General features: G+C 59.7%; 19 protein-coding genes. 9 read left to right on the top strand and 10 right to left on the bottom strand.

All coding sequences use genetic code 11. The features are described from left to right. Window positions 1-129: 129 nt before the first annotated feature. The 3 genes from BCA01S_RS03935 (at window position 130) to BCA01S_RS03925 (ending at window position 4,417) form a co-directional block, all read left to right on the top strand. Window positions 130-1,185, top strand: coding sequence for a LacI family DNA-binding transcriptional regulator (locus BCA01S_RS03935; RefSeq protein WP_244145953.1), 1,056 nt, complete (start codon window positions 130-132; stop codon window positions 1,183-1,185). 189 nt (window positions 1,186-1,374) lie between these two features. After that, window positions 1,375-3,159: an IlvD/Edd family dehydratase gene (locus BCA01S_RS03930; RefSeq protein ID WP_027775787.1), complete on the top strand. Its 1,785-nt coding sequence runs from the start codon at window positions 1,375-1,377 to the stop codon at window positions 3,157-3,159. A gap of 79 nt (window positions 3,160-3,238) precedes the next feature. After that, window positions 3,239-4,417 carry a fumarylacetoacetate hydrolase family protein gene (locus BCA01S_RS03925; RefSeq protein WP_027775786.1) on the top strand — a complete coding sequence of 393 codons (1,179 nt, stop codon included), beginning with the start codon at window positions 3,239-3,241 and terminating at the stop codon, window positions 4,415-4,417. A gap of 89 nt (window positions 4,418-4,506) precedes the next feature. On the opposite strand, the gene BCA01S_RS03920 is transcribed toward BCA01S_RS03925, so the two are convergent. Then, window positions 4,507-4,758, bottom strand: a complete 252-nt coding sequence (locus tag BCA01S_RS03920; protein WP_027775785.1) for a hypothetical protein — start codon at window positions 4,756-4,758, stop codon at window positions 4,507-4,509. A 53-nt stretch (window positions 4,759-4,811) separates the two neighbouring features. Beyond that, complete coding sequence (locus BCA01S_RS03915; RefSeq protein WP_027775784.1) at window positions 4,812-5,120, bottom strand: hypothetical protein; 309 nt, start codon at window positions 5,118-5,120, stop codon at window positions 4,812-4,814. 202 nt (window positions 5,121-5,322) lie between these two features. On the opposite strand from BCA01S_RS03915, the gene BCA01S_RS03910 reads away from it, so the two are divergent. Further along, entirely contained in the window at window positions 5,323-5,724 is a 402-nt protein-coding gene (locus BCA01S_RS03910; RefSeq protein WP_425176076.1) for a hypothetical protein, read from the top strand. 2 nt (window positions 5,725-5,726) lie between these two features. Next, window positions 5,727-6,464, top strand: coding sequence for a lysozyme inhibitor LprI family protein (locus BCA01S_RS03905; protein ID WP_341807718.1), 738 nt, complete (start codon window positions 5,727-5,729; stop codon window positions 6,462-6,464). A gap of 538 nt (window positions 6,465-7,002) precedes the next feature. Here BCA01S_RS03905 and BCA01S_RS03900 read toward each other — a convergent pair. Beyond that, a complete protein-coding gene (locus BCA01S_RS03900) occupies window positions 7,003-7,992 on the bottom strand; it encodes an SDR family NAD(P)-dependent oxidoreductase (protein ID WP_027775781.1) in 990 nt (329 codons plus the stop codon). A 116-nt stretch (window positions 7,993-8,108) separates the two neighbouring features. Between BCA01S_RS03900 and BCA01S_RS03895 the strand changes: the two genes are divergently transcribed. Then, window positions 8,109-8,690: a TetR/AcrR family transcriptional regulator gene (locus BCA01S_RS03895; protein ID WP_027775780.1), complete on the top strand. Its 582-nt coding sequence runs from the start codon at window positions 8,109-8,111 to the stop codon at window positions 8,688-8,690. 626 nt (window positions 8,691-9,316) lie between these two features. On the opposite strand, the gene BCA01S_RS03890 is transcribed toward BCA01S_RS03895, so the two are convergent. Continuing rightward, the gene (locus BCA01S_RS03890) at window positions 9,317-9,826 is read right to left on the bottom strand and encodes a hypothetical protein (RefSeq protein ID WP_027775779.1); all 510 of its coding nucleotides are present in this window, start codon (window positions 9,824-9,826) and stop codon (window positions 9,317-9,319) included. 429 nt (window positions 9,827-10,255) lie between these two features. Here BCA01S_RS03890 and BCA01S_RS38410 point away from each other — a divergent pair, with 429 nt between their 5' ends. Next, complete coding sequence (locus BCA01S_RS38410) at window positions 10,256-10,534, top strand: response regulator (RefSeq protein ID WP_255218467.1); 279 nt, start codon at window positions 10,256-10,258, stop codon at window positions 10,532-10,534. A gap of 623 nt (window positions 10,535-11,157) precedes the next feature. Here BCA01S_RS38410 and BCA01S_RS39605 read toward each other — a convergent pair. From BCA01S_RS39605 to BCA01S_RS03855, 5 genes are all read right to left on the bottom strand, one after another. Beyond that, window positions 11,158-11,718 (bottom strand): H-NS histone family protein, encoded by a 561-nt coding sequence (locus BCA01S_RS39605; protein ID WP_425176073.1) that lies wholly within the window; start codon window positions 11,716-11,718, stop codon window positions 11,158-11,160. Beyond that, a complete protein-coding gene (locus tag BCA01S_RS39485; RefSeq protein WP_084166750.1) occupies window positions 11,654-11,923 on the bottom strand; it encodes an FCD domain-containing protein in 270 nt (89 codons plus the stop codon). Before BCA01S_RS39485 ends, BCA01S_RS39605 begins: the two co-directional genes overlap by 65 nt. Window positions 11,924-11,953: 30 nt before the next feature. Beyond that, window positions 11,954-12,271 carry a GntR family transcriptional regulator gene (locus BCA01S_RS36425; protein WP_169740519.1) on the bottom strand — a complete coding sequence of 106 codons (318 nt, stop codon included), beginning with the start codon at window positions 12,269-12,271 and terminating at the stop codon, window positions 11,954-11,956. Between the two features lie 282 nt (window positions 12,272-12,553). After that, on the bottom strand, window positions 12,554-13,405 hold the full coding sequence (locus tag BCA01S_RS34430) for a recombinase family protein (RefSeq protein ID WP_255218466.1): 852 nt from the start codon (window positions 13,403-13,405) through the stop codon (window positions 12,554-12,556). Between the two features lie 341 nt (window positions 13,406-13,746). Further along, window positions 13,747-15,915: a hybrid sensor histidine kinase/response regulator family protein gene (locus tag BCA01S_RS03855; RefSeq protein WP_084166806.1), complete on the bottom strand. Its 2,169-nt coding sequence runs from the start codon at window positions 15,913-15,915 to the stop codon at window positions 13,747-13,749. A 353-nt stretch (window positions 15,916-16,268) separates the two neighbouring features. On the opposite strand from BCA01S_RS03855, the gene BCA01S_RS03850 reads away from it, so the two are divergent. Continuing rightward, window positions 16,269-16,508: a DUF2442 domain-containing protein gene (locus BCA01S_RS03850; RefSeq protein WP_027775775.1), complete on the top strand. Its 240-nt coding sequence runs from the start codon at window positions 16,269-16,271 to the stop codon at window positions 16,506-16,508. A 389-nt stretch (window positions 16,509-16,897) separates the two neighbouring features. Next, complete coding sequence (locus BCA01S_RS39735) at window positions 16,898-17,140, top strand: hypothetical protein (RefSeq protein ID WP_494471449.1); 243 nt, start codon at window positions 16,898-16,900, stop codon at window positions 17,138-17,140. An 88-nt stretch (window positions 17,141-17,228) separates the two neighbouring features. Here the strand turns inward: BCA01S_RS39735 and BCA01S_RS03840 are convergent, their stop codons facing one another. Beyond that, window positions 17,229-17,702 carry a hypothetical protein gene (locus tag BCA01S_RS03840; protein ID WP_027775774.1) on the bottom strand — a complete coding sequence of 158 codons (474 nt, stop codon included), beginning with the start codon at window positions 17,700-17,702 and terminating at the stop codon, window positions 17,229-17,231. Between the last annotated feature and the right edge of the window lies 1 nt (window position 17,703).

The following is a 17,703-nucleotide window of genomic DNA, read 5'->3' as shown; positions in this document are numbered from 1 at the left end:
TCGAACGGCAAGCCAGGGGAATCTACCTAGGCGCGCAATAGCGGGTGCCGTATCATGCTGAGTCGTTGCGAGTCGTCTATGCCGCCGTTCCGGCTGACTCGCTCATGAAAGCAAACCACGCCGAGACCGATGGGCAATCCCCGCATCAACGACCGTACCGTCAGCGACCCGCATCCCGGTCCACCTCGCATGTCGGACGTCGCGCGTATCGCGGGCGTTTCGAAGATGACGGTGTCCCGCGTACTGGCGGGGCACAGCGTGGCGCCGGCAACTCGGGAGCGCGTGCAGCAGGCAATCGACGATCTCGGCTACGTGGCCGACGCCGCCGCAGGCGCGCTGTCGTCCGGGAAGTCGGAGTTCGTCGCCGTGCTTGTCCCGTCTCTCGCTAGCTCGAACTTCTCTGATACCGTGCGTGGGCTATCGGCCGCGCTAGAGCCTCATGGCCTGCAGATCCTTCTGGGAGACACCGACTACGACCTCGCTCGCGAAGAGCGACTGGTTCGTTCAATGCTCAGATATCAGCCTCGCTGCATCGCGCTGACCGGGTCGCAGCATACTGAAGGCACGCGGCAAGTACTTGAGCGCTCGCGCATTCCCGTGGTGGAAATGTGGGACCTGCCAACCAATCCGATCGACATGGCGGTCGGCTTTTCAAACGCCCGGGCAGCGCGTGAGATGGTGCGATATCTCAAGGACCGCGGTTACCGGAAAATCGGTTTTCTGGCCGGCGCGAGTGACCTGGATCGACGCGGTCTGGAGCGCCTGAAGGGTTACCAGCAAGAGATGAAAGCACAAGGGCTCGGCGAGCCCCGGGTGATTCGCTTTGGCGAATCGCCTATCACCATGAGTCACGGCGCTCCCGCGCTCGATGCTCTTCTCGAACGATGGCCCGATACGGATGCTGTCATGTGCGTGAGCGACATGTCCGCATTTGGCGCCATCATGCAATGCCATCGTCGCGGACTTCGCGTTCCCGAAGATATCGCAGTGGCAGGCTTCGGCAATTTCGAAGTGTCCGTTTGCTGTAACCCGACGATTACGACGGTGTCGGTCGACGCCTACGGTATCGGCTCCCGCGCGGGGCAACTATTGCTGTCGTCAGTCGCTTCGGCTACCCCGCGCGCGGTACCCGAGCGCCGTAAGTTCACTATCGATTACACGGTGATTTCGCGCGAAAGCGCGTAACCTTTCCTGGTGCACAGCGTCCGCGCAGCGTGATAACATCAATAGATGTTACCGATAACAGATCCAACCGATCTGCCTGCACGGAAACCGCAGCGAGCGCCCCGGGCGCTGACGCTGTCGCAGCAACGGCGATAGTCGCTATCGGATTGCACGACATCGCCACGACATGGACACGACGGAGTACAACGCATGACTCAGCTCAATGCCAGGCGCTTGCGCAGCCAGGAATGGTTCGACGACCCTGCCAACGCGGACATGACCGCGCTTTACGTAGAGCGCTTCATGAACTATGGCCTCACGCGGGAGGAGCTGCAGTCCGGGCGGCCCATCATCGGTATTGCGCAGACAGGCAGCGATCTGGCGCCCTGCAACCGTCACCATATTGAACTCGCGGCGCGCACTAAAGCAGGCATTCGTGACGCAGGCGGAATTCCGATGGAGTTTCCGGTTCACCCGCTCGCGGAACAAAGCCGCCGTCCTACTGCCGCACTCGACCGCAATCTCGCTTATCTCGGTCTCGTCGAGATCCTGCATGGATTTCCTCTGGATGGCGTCGTGCTGACAACAGGCTGTGACAAGACGACGCCCGCCTGCCTGATGGCCGCCGCAACGGTCGACATGCCGGCCATCGTCTTGTCAGGCGGTCCGATGCTGGACGGTTGGCATCAAGGCAAACGAGTGGGTTCGGGAACGGTCATCTGGCATGCGCGAAATCTGCTCGCGGCGGGCGAGATCGACTACGAGGGGTTCATGGAACTGACCACCGCGTCGTCTCCGTCTATTGGGCACTGCAATACGATGGGAACGGCGTTGTCGATGAACAGTCTCGCCGAAGCGCTGGGTATGTCGCTTCCGGGTTGTGCGAGCATCCCCGCAGCCTACAGGGAGCGAGGACAGATGGCGTATGCGACGGGCAAGCGTATCGTCGACCTGGTGCGAGACGACGTGCGGCCGTCGAAGATCATGACGAAGGCGGCGTTTGAGAATGCGATTGTCGTGGCTTCGGCGCTAGGCGCATCGAGCAATTGTCCGCCGCACCTCATCGCGATTGCCCGTCATATGGGCGTTGAGTTGAGTCTGAACGACTGGCAACGTGTTGGCGAAAAGGTGCCGCTCATCGTGAATTGCATGCCGGCCGGCGAGTATCTGGGCGAGAGCTTTCATCGCGCGGGCGGTGTTCCGGCGGTGCTTCGCGAGCTCGACCGCGCTGGGCTCGTGCATCGTGACTGCCTGACCGTATCGGGCCAGGTGATTGGCGCTATCGCTGACAATGCGGCTCAACCCGACCGCGACGTCATCAAGACGACCGACGAGCCGTTGAAGCACGGCGCTGGATTCATCGTGCTCTCCGGCAACTTCTTCGACAGCGCCATCATGAAGATGTCCGTGGTCGGCGATGCATTCAGAAATACCTATCTGAGCGAACCCGGTGCTGAAAACAGCTTCGAAACAAGGGCAATCGTGTTCGACGGACCCGAGGACTATCACTCCCGCATCAATGATCCGTCGCTCGACATCGACCAGCATTGCATTCTGGTGATTCGCGGTGCGGGCACCGTGGGTTACCCAGGCAGTGCCGAGGTCGTCAACATGGCGCCTCCTGCCGAGCTCGTGCGTCAAGGTATAACGTCGCTCCCCACAATGGGCGACGGCCGGCAAAGCGGAACGTCGGCAAGCCCGTCGATTTTGAACATGTCGCCGGAGGCGGCCATTGGCGGCGGGCTCGCTCTTCTGCAAACGGGCGACCGCATTCGCGTCGACCTGAATACGCGGACTGTGAATGTCCTGGTCGATGAAGACGAGCTTGCACGCCGTCGTGAGACAGTGAGCTTCGACATTCCGCCGGCGCAGACACCGTGGCAAGAGCTATATCGGCAGACTGTCGGTCAGTTGTCCACGGGCGGATGCCTCGAGCCCGCAACGCTTTACCTCAAAGTCATAGCAGAACGCGGCAACCCGCGACATTCCCACTAAACCGGCAGCGCTGGCATCTCATCGTAATGCCAGTCCGGCCGACTCGATCTGCCTGTGTGAACCGGAGACAACCCTCATCATGACGTCACAAAAACCCACCAGCTATCTGCCTGACGACTTGCAGCGGGCGCTGCTTGTCGGTCGTGTCTGGCGCAAAACGGCCGCATACGAAGGGCCGTCTGTCGTAGTGGTCCGCAACGGCGAGGTACTGGATATAACCGCGAGTGTGCCGACCACTGCCGACCTGTTCGAGCGTGAAGACGTCGTTCAGTTTGCCCGGACGGTTGCGGGTGAGGCGCTTGGCTCGGTTGAGAAACTGGTCGAAGCAAACCTGGGCGCAGTGCAAGAGGACGCGCCCCGATTGCTTGCGCCCAATGACGTTCAGGCAATCAAGGCATGTGGTGTCACGTTTGCAGTTAGCCTGATCGAGCGGGTGATCGAAGAGCAGGCGGGCGGAGACCCCGCTAAAGCCGAAGAAGTTCGAGGAACCATCGCCGCTACCATCGGCACCGATCTGTCGAAGATCAAGCCGGGCTCGGAAGCAGCAATGAAACTCAAGGCGGAACTCGAACGACGCGGCGCTTGGTCTCAGTACATGGAAGTCGGCATCGGGCCCGACGCCGAAGTTTTCTCGAAGTCGCAGCCGATGTCCGCAGTGGGTTTCGCGGCCGACGTCGGTCTGCTGGCGGCGTCGAAGTGGAACAACCCGGAGCCGGAAATCGTCCTTGCGGTGAATAGCCGTGGCGAGGTTGTCGGCGCAACATTAGGCAACGACGTCAATCTGCGCGACATAGAAGGGCGCTCGGCTTTGCTGCTAGGCAAATGCAAGGACAACAACGCGTCATGCGCTATTGGTCCTTTCGTGCGTCTGTTCGACGACTCGTTTGACCTCGACTCTGTTCGCAAGACGAGCGTTTCGCTGCGCGTGGAAGGTGCGGACGATGGCTTCGTCCTGGAAGGCGTCAGCCACATGAGCGAAATCAGCCGGGACCCGGCGGATCTCGTTGCGCAGACATGGGGACGTCATCACCAGTATCCGGACGGTTTCATGCTGTTCCTCGGCACGATGTTCTCGCCGATCAAGGACCGCGACACGAAGGGCGGCGGCTTCACGCATCACCTTGGCGACAAGGTGACCATTTCGACTCCCGAACTCGGCGCGCTGATCAATACCGTGCGATTGAGCACGGAGGTCGCGCCATGGACTTTCGGTGTGCGCGCGCTTTATCGCAATCTGGCTTCCCGAGGCGTGCTTTAAGAGGCTTTTAAGCGGCTTTTAAGCGGCTTTTAAGCGGCTCTGAAGCGGCTCTGAAGCGGCTTCGCGCGGGCGCACGAAGCCGGGGCGTCTTATTGCGCCTGTGCGACCTGACGATGTGCGGCCTGCTGTTGGGCGGCCTGCTCCTGGGCGCGCTGTTTGGCGAGGTGTCTGCCCACCATGCAGCCGCCGACCGCGCCGACGACAGCATGGTGCCCCGCGTAATGCCCGGCGACGCCGCCCACTACCGCACCCTTGAGGCAGCCCGCGGCGTTCGCCGTACCTGCCGCCCCGAAGACCAGCGTGGTTGCGATGAGGGCGATTCTTATCGAGCTAGCTTTCATTCGAAGATACTCTAAGGTTGGATGTTGGGGATCTGGCGCTTTAGGGCGCCATTTCAATACCCGCGCCAATCATGACGCTCGCGCCATTCGTGCTCGCGCCATTCGTGACGACGCCACTCACGTTCACGCCATTCGCGACGCTCGCGCCATTCGCGCGCCCGCCAGCCGTAGTCGCCGTATGCGACGGCGACAGGGGCGGGAGCATACACGACCGGAGGCGGCGGTGCGTAGAGCGGTTCAGCCGGCGCATATACGCCCACCGGGATGCCGATTCCAACGCCGACGTTGACGTGAGCCGACGCGGCCGTCGACGCTGCCAATGCAGTGAGACCGAGTACTACGCCGAAAATCTTCTTATTCATTTTCGCTACTCCCTCGCACGCGTTGCGTGCCGTGTCGGTGAACATGGCTCGCAGTGTAGGAGACGAGTCCGGACACAGGTGCAACGGCTCTGCGAGATTGGTAACACGACATTACGCGCTCGTCGGGACTGCCGGCCCGCGCCGCGAAAAGCTTGTTGCAATGTAACGTCACGGCACCATAACTTTCGCCTGCCGATGTGCCATGATGGCAACGAAAGAGAAGGCGCAAGACGGTCACATGGCCAATCGGGCAAGGGAGGCAAAAGTGACGAATGACGACAACTTGTTGGGCGAGCAGTCAGCGCAGGTACCGGAAGCGCTCCAGACACTCGCTGGATACCTGGAACGGTCTCTTGACGGCGCGAGCAGCGTCGTCATGATGCGGCACACGACCGAGCTCTGCACCGTTTATCTAGGTGATCCCGAGGGCCCGCGCGAGGAACTCAGGCAGATTGGCGCGATATCCACGGCGCTTGCCAATGAGATGCTCGAGTCGACTTCTTCGGGGGTGAATCTCATGCAGATCGACGGTCAAACGTATCGCTTCGCACGCAGCTTCACCGAGGTCGGCGGCGTGGCGGCTGTTGTCTTTTCAACCGAATGACGTTGCTCCTGGCCATCGACCCGGAACGCTTGGTGATCGTTTCAATGGCTTCATGCGCCAGAACGGTTAAAGGAGGATTGGTGCGTTCGAGAAAGTATTTCGGCCTTGTGCTGTTCGTGGCAGCCCTCGGTTCGACGGGAGCGTGGGCAAGTGACATCCAATGCGCTGCAACCCGGCAACCGGCAGAGCGCGTCATATGCGACCACGCCATTCTGAATAACGAGTACGACGATATCGCTGCTCAGCAGCAAGCGCTGCTCAGCAGCGGAAAGCTATCATCCGGGCAACTCGCGCAATGGCGGCAAGCGCGCAATGCTTGCACCGATGTCCACTGCATCGACACAGTGTTCGCGCAATGGAAGACGATGGCCCGTACCATTTCGGCGAACGCCGCGGCTGCTCCGGCGATCGCTTCGTCAACAGATTTCGCTCCTGTAGGACCTGCATCCGATGCAGGTGGTCTCACGTCCGACGCAGGAACTTTGCCTGCGTCGCAGGCAACGCCGACATCCGAGGCATCTCTCGTGCGTCAAGGCAGTGCTGCCGGCGTAGCGCTTCCGCAACCTGTCGCGAGTCAGGCGTCGTCGCCGGCGGCCGCTGCGGTTGCCAGTGGCACCCGCGAACCTCGGAGTGCGACAGGGTTGGCTACCGCACTAACGGTGCTCGTCCTCATCGCGGCAGCGTTTGGCGCGTTTGTCATCCGCCGTAAGCGAAGTGGCGGCTCGCCTAAGCGTCGTTGAGAAACCCTCGCAAGAGAACCGTCATCCAGCCGCGAACTTCGGCAGCCGAGTAAGCTTGCGGGTGCGCAGCTTCGCCTTCTCAGGGCGAGAACAGACTTTGCAACGAGCATGGGCGGCCCGCGCGACTCCTCGCAAATCATCGACAACTGACAAATGGACCTTTGGATTCAACCCTGTGCACGGTGCGCCGACCTCTACGGGATGCCGGCGACCGAGCCCCCGCATCAAGACCTGACGCTCAACGGTGCGGGCGCCGTTAAAGATGCGCGAGCCGAGGAACACTACACGTGCCTTCGTTGTCGGGGTGTGTTTGCGCGGATTCTCGCTGGTCCGCCGACGAGGCGGATCTGGATGCTGCTGAACGCCGGACAGCATTGATGATCGCTCCTTGAGCCCGGGCGACTGCAAGTTTTCAGGAGCCTAGGGCGTCCTGGTAGAGTCTTTCAACGTCACTGAGCGGAGAACTATTTGCCGGAATCGACTGCGATAAGACGAGGGGAGCGTCGATGCAGGCCGGCGAGCCGACCATCGTCTGTGCTCAGGCCGGTGCGGGAAACGTTTCGTTTACCATCTGCTCGCTCTTACGCCAGAGCGCCGCTGCGTTGGCCGGGTCGAGCGCATAGCTTCGAACGCCCTCGCTAACAGGGGTAATCGCGGCCTCATCGGGAACAACCCCGCTCACATGACAGTTCTCGCAGTATCGGCCGCCGACGTCATCAGCTGACGCGACTGCAGCAGCCCACACGGACGTCGCCGCGCCTTGTGGGATGGTCTTGAACTGGAAAGGCGCTTTCCCTTCAGACGCGAGCTGCTTGTTAATCGACTCCACCATATTTGTCAGCTGTTCTTCGCCCATGTGTCGTCCCAGTTCAGTCTGAATTCCACCGGGATGGACAGCCGCCGCTCGTATGCCGCGGGCTCGATGCCGCTGGTCGAACGCAACCGCGAAAAGGATGTTTGCTGTTTTGGAGCGGCCATATGCCACGAACGGCTCGTACGGCGTACGCTCGAAGCCCGGGTCATCGAGGTCGACATTCGCGAACCGGTGCCCTGAAGATGCGAGCATCACGACGCGTCCTCCGTCCGGGAGCAGAGGCGCGAGCCGGTTCACGAGCACGAAGTGCCCCAGATGATTGGTGCCAAACTGCGTCTCGAAGCCGTCCGCGGTCTTTCCCAGAGGTGTAGCCATGACGCCCGCATTGGCGATGATGATGTCAAACGGCTTGGTCTCGGCGAGCAGTTTGTTACTGCAGGCCCGAACGCTGGCAAGGCTCGCCAGGTCCAGTTCAACCAGTTCGATGCTGCCACCGCCCGCAGCGGCTTCCTGCCGCGCACCGGTGATTGCACGTGCTGCTTTGTCCAGATCTCTCGCAGCGCCGACCACGGTTGCACCATGTGCCGCGAGGGCTCGCGCGGTCTCCACGCCAAGTCCCGCGGATGCGCCCGTGACGAGAATCCGCTTTCCGTCGAGCCGTATGCCCGACAACACATCGTCAGTCGTCGATGTTGCTCCTGGCTGCTTCGTCATGCGTTCTCCAGTCACTGTAAGATGGGGCCGCTTTTACAATTCAATGAAACGGAGGATGTCTCCGTTTTTAATATACTAAGCGGAGTAACCCTCCGTTTGCAAGTGCGAATTGCACCATGACTGCGTCCACGCCCAAAGAGAAAAAGCCACGAGCCGACGCGCTACGCAACCGTGAGCGCATCCTTGAAGAGGCAAAGAAGGCCTTCACCAATGAAGGAGGTGACATTAGCCTCGAGGAGGTTGCGCGGCAGGCTGGCGTGGGGCCCGGGACGCTCTATCGCCACTTCCCAACCCGCGAGGCATTGCTTGAGAGCGTCTACCGCGCCGAGGTCGAAAGCCTGGCGGAGGAGGAGCGGCGGCTTACTCAGGAGTTGCCAGCTGACAAGGCGCTGAGAGAATGGATGCTGCTGTTTGTCGACTACATTGCGACCAAAAAAATAATTGCGCCGGCGCTTAACTCAATCGTCGGTGGGGCGACGACCGAACTGTTTGAGTATTCCGGAAAGCAAATCAAGGCGGCAATCCAGACGCTTGTGTCACGCGCGGTCGAGAGTGGAGACGTCCGGGCAGACCTGGAACCGCTTGATTTGCTGCGCGCGCTGGTCGGCGTGTCGAATGTCGCTTCGGCTCCCGACTGGCAGCAAAGCGCGAAGCGACTGGTGGACATTCTGTTGCTCGGGTCAAAACCGGGTAACTGACACCGCATACCTGACTGTTTTCCGCATGCGTTGGCAAGCGACTTTATCTGGCACCGTCGACCATCCCACGCCTGTTCCAACTGAGACCGCTCGTCACCGGACATCCCGACCGGCTCGGGCTCGGTTACATCGGCCTGCCACTCGAACAGATCTTTCGCGTGAAGGCTCCGAAGACGGCGGACGCTCGCGTGACCGCAAACAATCAGCGGAATACGGCACGAACTATGCGCATAAGGTCGTGTGCACGGCAGACGCTTGCACGAGACGTTTTCTTCCCGGGTGCATCATGAACTACATCGTTAAGACTTTTTGCGCTTCAGTTCTCGCGGTCGCGCTGTCGGTCGCAGCGTACGCACAAACCGGCCGGCCTGCTGGCGGGACGGCAACGCCCGGAGCCGGCGCCGGTTTGGCAAAGGCCCCAAACGGCAGTACGGACAGCTCTCCTGACGTCAAGGGCACTGGCGCCAATGAGGCGCGCATTGGTCCGTCGACAGGTCGTTCCACTCACAGCAAGACTAATGGTCTCAACATGGGTACGCGTAGTGGCGCGAACAGCGACGTCAATATGCCGCGGAACAGCCCAAAGCAAGGCGGGCAGTAGCTGGGAATGCCACAACGGCAGCGGGTCAACGCGTTGTCTTCGGGTCGGGCCAGGGCCAACCCCTTCGCGCCTGGGGCGCATTCGATTCGTCGGACGGCGAAGCCGCGGCCGAAGCTATCGTCCCCGCGGCGTCATGCAATCGTTCGGCCCCCGCGTCATCCGCTTTGCCGGCGAGCCCGTCCCCAAACCATGCCACCTTTTTCTGGAGGTGGCCGACGTAAGCGTTCCAGCCGTCGGGGTTCCCATCGAAGAGCTCGTGCTGAACGGTCGACGCAAGAGCCTTGCGGTTGAGCCCGGTATCGAGCAGTTCCTTTGGCCACAGGAAGAACGCGCTGGCGACGCGTGCGCTGAAATCGGCCACCGTCATCTTCGGCGCAAGCGTTCGCAGGAACCCAAAGTCCCGGAACAAATGCAGTTCCGCCGCAAGCTGTACCGCCGGCGTGTCGGGCGTACCGGCCCGGCTTAAACAGCTCAGAGCTTCGAGCATGTCACCAAGGTGCAGTAGCAGTTCTCGTCTGTCAAATCTGTCGTCCATCGTATATCTCCATTCGCTGCACCCGCTTCAGAATAGGTCAGCCTTTTCGGCGCAACGCTTCGTCCCGCAGCATCTTATCCTTGCGCGTCATCGCCGGCGAATTGCGACGCCGTGCTCTCGTTGAAGGACTGGGTTCCGCTGCCCCGCATACGAGCCAAGAAGCCTGAGATCTTGCTCGCCGACATACTCATATCGTTATCATGCGCGGCGGGGGCGCGACTCAGTCACTGAAGCTGCAGTACGACCTCTCGCCTACGGCGCACTCCAGGCACGGCCCATGCGCGTCTGCAAAGCAGTTAAGCGGGGAAGTCCATGAGCAGAATATTGCTGGTAGGGAAAGAGCCTGATCTGATTGAGGTCCTGCGACTTTTTCTGGAGACTGAGGGTCATCACATCATGACGGCACTCGATTGACTGGAGGCGTTGGAAATGGTGTCAGGGAGACTTCCGGACATCGTTGTCACTGACTCGAAGACGGTAGACCCAATCGCCCTTTGCAAGTTGCAACGACACGCGCAGCCGGGCGAAAGCTTTCCTGTCATCCTGCTCTCCGACGGCCCGCAGCCGACAGACCCCCACGCGTCCCTTTTCGACGCCTACGTTCAAAAGCCGGTGGATTTTCAGCAGTTGCTATCGCTGGTTTCGCAACTGACAATAGAGAGACAGAATTTGGGTTCGGACAGCGATATCAACATGGGATCAAGCTGAAGTCTGCGCGTGATCGTGTGCGCTTTGTTGTCGTTAAGGCGAATTCGCTGCAGAGTGCCGGACGAGTTTGTGAGGGTGCGCACATAATTCGCCGTCACCCATTGCTAGCCTTGCAGACTTGGGAGGTACCTAGCCATGCACGCAAAGCCGGTCGAGTACGCGGGCGCAACCATAGTGCCCGTGGCGTCCCTATCCGGGAGCGGTTATGCCGCGATTGCCATCGTTACCACTAGCGTCGGCAAACAGCGCGCCTATGGGCCGCTGAAACGTTTTCCTACCGAAAAAGCCGCGTGCGAATACGCCGTGTCTTACGCGAAATCCCGGCTTGACCGCCGATGGGGGCTCGGCAAGAAATGACAGAGTGCGACGGCGTTGCCTGCTGAGACAACGTCCGCTTGACTGCCTCGCGGCGTGGGCGGCGAGGCAGTGCACTACCGGTTGCGAAGCGGCAACGCGGCGCGTACTGGCTGCACCCAATCGCGCAATATGTGAAGCGCAAATTGATGTGGTCCGCGCCTCGAGTTGCATTGCGTGTTCAGCGACCGCCCCGCGTCAGCGAAGTAAGACGTTGGCATATCGCGAGGCTACAACCCTAGATGAGACGGTAGAGCAACGCGACTTGTTCAATGCCCTTCAGAAAACAGCACGCCTTGCGCCCTGGCGTGCGAAGCGGCTCTCTTGTCCGTTAGGAACTCATTGCGGTCCTTGCCTGCAATCCAGGCGGGTGCTCGTCCACGGCCGCTCCACGTCGAGCCGCTTACGGGGTCGCGGTACTTTGCTTCCGGCTCATTTGCTTGAACGCCTACCTTGCGCCCCGTCAGCTCGGACACGGTGATGCCGTACTCACCCATCTTTTGCACGATTTCGTTCAACACGAGGAGGGTCTCTCGTTCCCTGGCTTCAGCCAGTTGCTTGTTCAATGCTTCTTGTTGTGCGCGCAGTTGAGCGATTTCAATACCCTGATATGCCATATGTTCCAGACTCTGTTGCCGATATTCCCGTCGATCGATTTCGGCGGATGGTCGCAAGTATAGGCGGTTTAAATGCCCGCACGTGATAAGGTCGAGCGATACGGAAAGAGGACAAGCACCCAGCTTGTTGAGAACGAGTGCGCAAAAGTTATCGATATGCTCCTGTGTCAGCTCGCGACGCGAGTTGCCCTGAGCCAGCGGAGATTGCGTCAATCATCTCCCGGTGTTCAACAACCGCGCCTTCCAGGTGGTCGGCGAATGCATCGGCCTGCGCGAGGAAGAAATCGGCCATTTCCCATTGCTGCACGATGAACCGATGAACGCCGGGGGCTGCGGCAGCAGCGTGAATGGTCGAGTGGAAATCGCGATTCAACACCCGGAATGCATCTCCGCTTGCCTCGGCTGTGTCCGGTAACATCGCGATTTTCTGATTGGTCTGGTTCAGACGCTAGATGTGTTCGCGCGTCTTACGCGTAGCAGCCAGTTCCGCCATCAACGACTCCATCCTCGCGAACATCAGGAAGAAGTCTGTTATCTCGCTACTCGTCGGCGTAATCACCTCACAACCGACCTGAGGCCTGATTTTCACGAACCCTCCGAGACTCAGTTTCAGCATCGCAGTCATCACGGGTTGCCGGCTGACACCGGTCTCCGCGCTCAGCTCCTTGACAGAAATGCGCTCACCGAAGCGATACTGGCCCGAGACAAATCTCCTGAGCATTTCCTGATGCACCCATTCGGCTCGCCTCTCCGGACGAGGAGACATGTCGGTTTCACCGTAAACACGGCGCAGGCAGCTGTCAGCAGTGGCTAAGGCCATATCACCCTTCATTGAAGTCGCGTACATCGGCAAGGGACTCGGCTATCGACGCAATCCGAAGGTTGGAACAACTCAAGTCGGAGATGCGTCGTACAGGCCATCGATGACATGCACAGGGGCTCGCGCACCATTCCTTGCGGCGGCGAAGCGGAGGCTGGCAGGGGCTTACACCGTTGTTTGCCGGCATGGGCAGACACACTTCGGTAAGTACCAGCGGTCGACCTTAAGTCACTGCTTCTTATCGCCGAAACGGTGTCTCTCGATGCGATGCAACTTGACGGCATAGCTGGGGACCGACCGGATGCGCAGAATGTTCTGGGCTTCCCAGGGCCGTCCCGAGCGGTTGCGCAGGCCAAAATCATTTAGGCGCTTCGCAATGCCAACGCCTGTGACCTTTTGCGTCGCATACCATTCGTACATCTTCCTGACCAGCGACGCTTCGGTCGTGGATGCGGACGCGATGACGACGCGGTCGCTCTGCACGCTCTTGTATTCGTACCGTGCAAGGCCGCGTCTTGTCTCATGCTTCGAATCAATGAGACTACGTTGCAGACCATAACCGGGTGGCCCACCCGCATGAAATCCGCGCTGCGCGTTCAGACATTGCCCAAGGAAGACCTTACGGGACATCTCCCGGCTAAACTCTGCCGCCAACGCCCGTTTTAGTGCTTTCATGACAGACGTTGCGGGGCTCGCATCGTTCGAGAACGACTCCGCGACGTAAATTACGTTTACGCCTGCGCGCCTGCACGCGTACTCGTAGAAAGCCGCTTCAACCACGTCCTGGAAGCGGCCCCAACGGCTCACGTCGAAGACCAGAATGGTATTGAATCTCCGGCGTGGATTCTCAACGTCCAGCAGCAGTTGCACAAGCGCCGGACGTTGCCTGAATATGAGCCCGCTCAGGTCCGCGTCTTCGTAATCGCAAACGACGCGGAAATTGTGAGCGCGCGCATATTCCGCGATAGCCTCCCGCTGGAACAGCGGTGAATACTCCTGGTGGTCAGTCGACATGCGGATGTACTGCGCCGCTCGATGACGCGCATGTGGATTCGTTCCGCTTTTCGTCGCAGAGGCCATGATGTAGAAAAGTTAAAACCTCGTTCGCTAGATATGTCTTTACTCATTCGTATCTCGAAGAGTCTCTTAGACATTAAAGCCATGAATGGATGAGACTCTTTTTTAGGGCGGGCAACCGCATCCTGTGGATGCTCGAAGGAGCCTCATGCGCAAGGAAAGGGGAAACCACATTGGCCCGGCTCAACGCATTGCTGAAACGCAGAGCAGCTGATGGCTCTGGCTATGTGCGCTGGCTATGGCTGTGACTAGGACTACGGCTACGGCTACGGCTACGGCTACGGCTACGGCTACGGCTACGGCTACGGCTACGGCTACGGCTATGGCTACGACTACGGCTATGGCTATGGCTGGGCGAAGGCAACGCTGTCGCTCATCAGCAATGTCAGTTCGTCGATATTGAACGGCTTTGCCAAAACGATTACGCCGCCCAGTTTTGCGCGCTCCAGTTCGTCGGCGTAGCCGGTCATCAAGGCAATCTTCTGCGCCGGCCATCTGCTCCGGACGTGTTCTGCAAAGTCGATACCGCTCATTTTTCCGGGCAGATGCACGTCTGAAAGCACGAAGTCGAAAGCGGCGCCCTGGATGAGCACATCAAGGGCTTCGTCGGCCGTCATCGCGTGCCGTACGGTGCATCCGAGCATTTCCAGAACGGCGCAAAGTCCGGCGGCCACTTCCGGGTTGTCTTCTACGACGAACACGTGCTGAGGCGTAGGCGCTGCGGCAGCAGCTTGTTTCGGCGACGCCGGTTGGACAACACCTTCTGTACCTATGTATGGAGGCAAAAACAGTTTCAGTGTTGTTCCTCTGCCAGGCTCGCTTTCTATCATCGCAGTTCCACCTGATTGCTCGCACGTTGCCAGTACCTGCGCGAGACCAAGACCGGTACCGGCGCCAAGCGCTTTGGTGGTAAAAAGCGGCTCAAACGCGTGCTCTCGCACGGCCAGAGGCATCCCGTGCCCGTCATCCGAAAGCGCTATAAGCACGTATTCTCCAGCGGGCAGTCTGGTTTCGAGTTCTCTCAGGTGAATATTCGAGCATCGGATAGAGAAATGCCCTCCATCCGGCATTGCATCCCTCGCATTCACTGCAATGTTGAGAATCGCAGACTCGAGCTCGGTGGCGTCCACCTTGACCAACCCGGTACCTGGCGCGACGTCCAAGGTCATCTGGATTTTCTCGGTAAGGGCCGTGCCTATGATGTCTCTGGCACTCCCAAACCACGTAGCAAGGTCAACGACTTCATGCTTCAGCGGCTGCTTACGTGCGACGCTCATGAGTCTACGGGCAAGTTCTTCCGCTCCGATTGTCGCTCGCTTTACAGCAGTAACCTCCTTCTCAACGTTCGTATAGTTCTTTCGCGTCGCTAGTTCCATATTTGCGGCGACCACCATCAGCAGATTGTTGAAATCGTGGGCCACTCGCGCCACCAGATTTCCCAGCGCGCCCATGCGCCGTAGCTGCCGGCTCGAGGCTTCAGCGGACGCTCGCCGTACCCACTCCGCTTTCCAGTGATTCCATGCCGCTTCCTCGGTTCGCAGTTGACGATGCGAGAAAACAATCAGTGACCAGAGCGCGATGCACGGGACAAGCGTGAACATCGCGACGACCATGAAGTGTTTGCGCCATTGCTCGTGTATTGCCGCCGTGGAATAGCCGCTCGCGACGTACAGCGGGTACCTTCCGACGCGCCGGAACGATAGGATTCTCTCGACACCGTCAACCGTGGAGACCATATTGACCCGGCCAACTTTCACCGCCTGTCCAAGCGCAATCGTAAAGGGAGTATCTGGCACGGGATTGCTCAAGGTCCCGACGTCCGGAAGTCTAGCCAGAATGGTCCCGTCCTGCCGATACAGTCCAACGAGTAACGCCGGGTTGGAATTGGTCAAGTCCGCGTAGAATTCGCTGAAATACTGCCGCTTGAGCGCGATGGATACAACGCCGAGCAAAACTCCGTCCTTCCCGACCCGTGCCATGTTTGTCGTGAAAATGTCGGACTGCATAACTTTGCCGGATAACGGCCGGGAGAAGTAGGGAGCGGGCGCTGACGCCAGTGCCCCTCGAAAGTCTTCGCGTCCGGCGATGGAAATTGGCGGCACCGGGAAAAAGCGGCTGCTCGCCAGCAAGTCGCCGTGGGTACCGAACACGGAGATGGCTGCAAGCTGCGGGTAGTCCGCCGCAATTGTGCTGAGCCTGCTATGTACAGGGCCCTCATGCCTGCGCACTTCGCCGTCATTGTCGGTATCGAGGAGTTCGACAATGCGCGTTTCGATTTCGTGGTTCATGTCGGCAATCTTCAGCGCGTGCTCCTGGGCCACCCTGGTCAGGCGGTCCACTATGTCGCTTGCGTCGGTAATACGCCGCTGATAGTCGAAGTAGCCATAGCCCGCGACGCAACCGAGAGGAACAAGGACCGACAAAAACAGGACGACGGCGAGCACCCGCCGCGTCACCTCGAAATTGCGCGCCGGTATCGGTACATCGGGCTCACTGCTTTGGTCGACCGCCAAGGTGAGAGACTCCCGCAAGTCGTTTATTGCTACGCGCGAACATAGTACTGCGGGAAGGCGTCGCCCAGGAGGTTCCAAGGTTAGTGAACCGTTTCACACATCGGATATTCGTTCCTCGTCTGTCACTTTCCGCCGCGCTGTGCCACTGAGAGGCAGGTTGACAACCTGCTGCGAGGACAACCTTTTCCTATGTTGTCCGCGACGCAAGTGGATAAGTCTTGACTCACCTGCATGGGAACGTCCGGCTGCCGTTGCACGTTGAGCATTCTGGCTGGATTCTCGAACTACATGCACTCTTGAGCGCAGCTTTGCCGCGACCTATCTTTAAGATGATTCTGATTGAGGAGGCGACCATGGAGCGCACTGCGGTGGACGTGCATTTTGACAGCGTGCACCTGTTTCTCGACATGTCCGAGGGTCCCGCGGTTCAATTCCCACTGGACTGGTTTCCCGTGCTGCAGGCAGCCACAGCAGCCGAGCGTGAACACTTTGCCATCTCGCTAGACCATGAGCAGATATTCTGGCCCGAAATAGATGAGGACGTGAACGTTCCAGCGTTGCTTTCATACCGACCCGAGGACATGGGTCGCTAGTGTTTTAGCATTTAGCTTTGCTTCCTGGACCGCTCGCGCATGCGCAGCCGGCGCGGACGACGCAAGCGTGGGCCTTTCTTCGCCCGTCAGCCTTCAGGTGCGAGGTAGCCCCGGTAGTCCAAGCGCCGTTTTGCTTTTCGCCAGTTCCACGGCCTTATTCATGAGCGAAGCGAACGCCTTGTCGCTGTCGGGTCGGGGCGGGTCGCTGACCGCCGCGTAGGTCCGTCACGTGTTCTCAAAAAAAGCACGATTGGCCCAGTACCACGCCGACAGATTCTCGTCGCCCGGCAAGTAACTGCGCGAGTTCGTGGAGGCCAGCATCTGGCTTCGCGCTCTCAGGCGCTCGGAGTAGTATGGTCATGTCCACCTAACCACCAGGAGGGGAGGCCATGACTACCTGTCAGCAATGTGGTGGCCAAGGAAAAATCAAGTGCGAAAAATGTGGCGGGACGGGAAAGCTGCAGATAACCGAAATTGAGACTGTTTCAGACGTGTCTCGCACGTCCAACACCATCACGTGCCCAAAATGCGAGGGAGAGCGCTGGCAGCTCTGCACACGATGTTACGGTTCGGGAGAAGTCCATGATAACGAGACCTCCGATATTTTCGACCCCGAAGGCAGAGATACTTGACTTCCTAAGGAGAACGTCAGGAAGCCTCAATTGGCAGTTGCAAGTGGCCGACATCCAGAACTGAAGCACGGCAGCTGTGTTTCGGCTCTCAGTTCCCTGTTCGCTTCATCCGCTGCGCGGCGTCCGGCGGCGGCGCATCGCACGCGAAACTCTGGGCGGTCAGTGCGTCGGAATAGACCGTCCAGCTGGCCGTATCGGTCGCGCGCACGCGGACTGACCGTTCGACCGTCGGCCGGTCGCCGCGGCGATAGAGACACGGTGGCGCGTAGTTGAAATCGAGGAAGCCGTACGGGTCCGCCGACGGCGTGCCCGGGATGGTGACGGCAATGTCCTGTGTGTCGCCCGGGAGATGCTCAACGCTGAGCGCCACAGGCTTGCTGGCCGTGAAGCCCACCCCGAAGAACTCGACCCTGTCGGTGACGTTATGGCCCTGCGCCGTGCCGAAATATTCCCGCGTGGAAAGCCGGGCGCCGGGTGGTGGGTGTGGGATCGCGCAGGCTGCGCAGAGCGCCGACAGGAGGAATGCGGTAGCGGTCGCGCGCAATTTGCGGACAATGCTCATG

The sequence above is a fragment of the Paraburkholderia caledonica NBRC 102488 genome (assembly GCF_000685095.1).
Taxonomy (GTDB): Bacteria; Pseudomonadota; Gammaproteobacteria; order Burkholderiales; family Burkholderiaceae; genus Paraburkholderia; species Paraburkholderia caledonica.
This window is presented reverse-complemented; position numbering and strand designations above follow the sequence as displayed.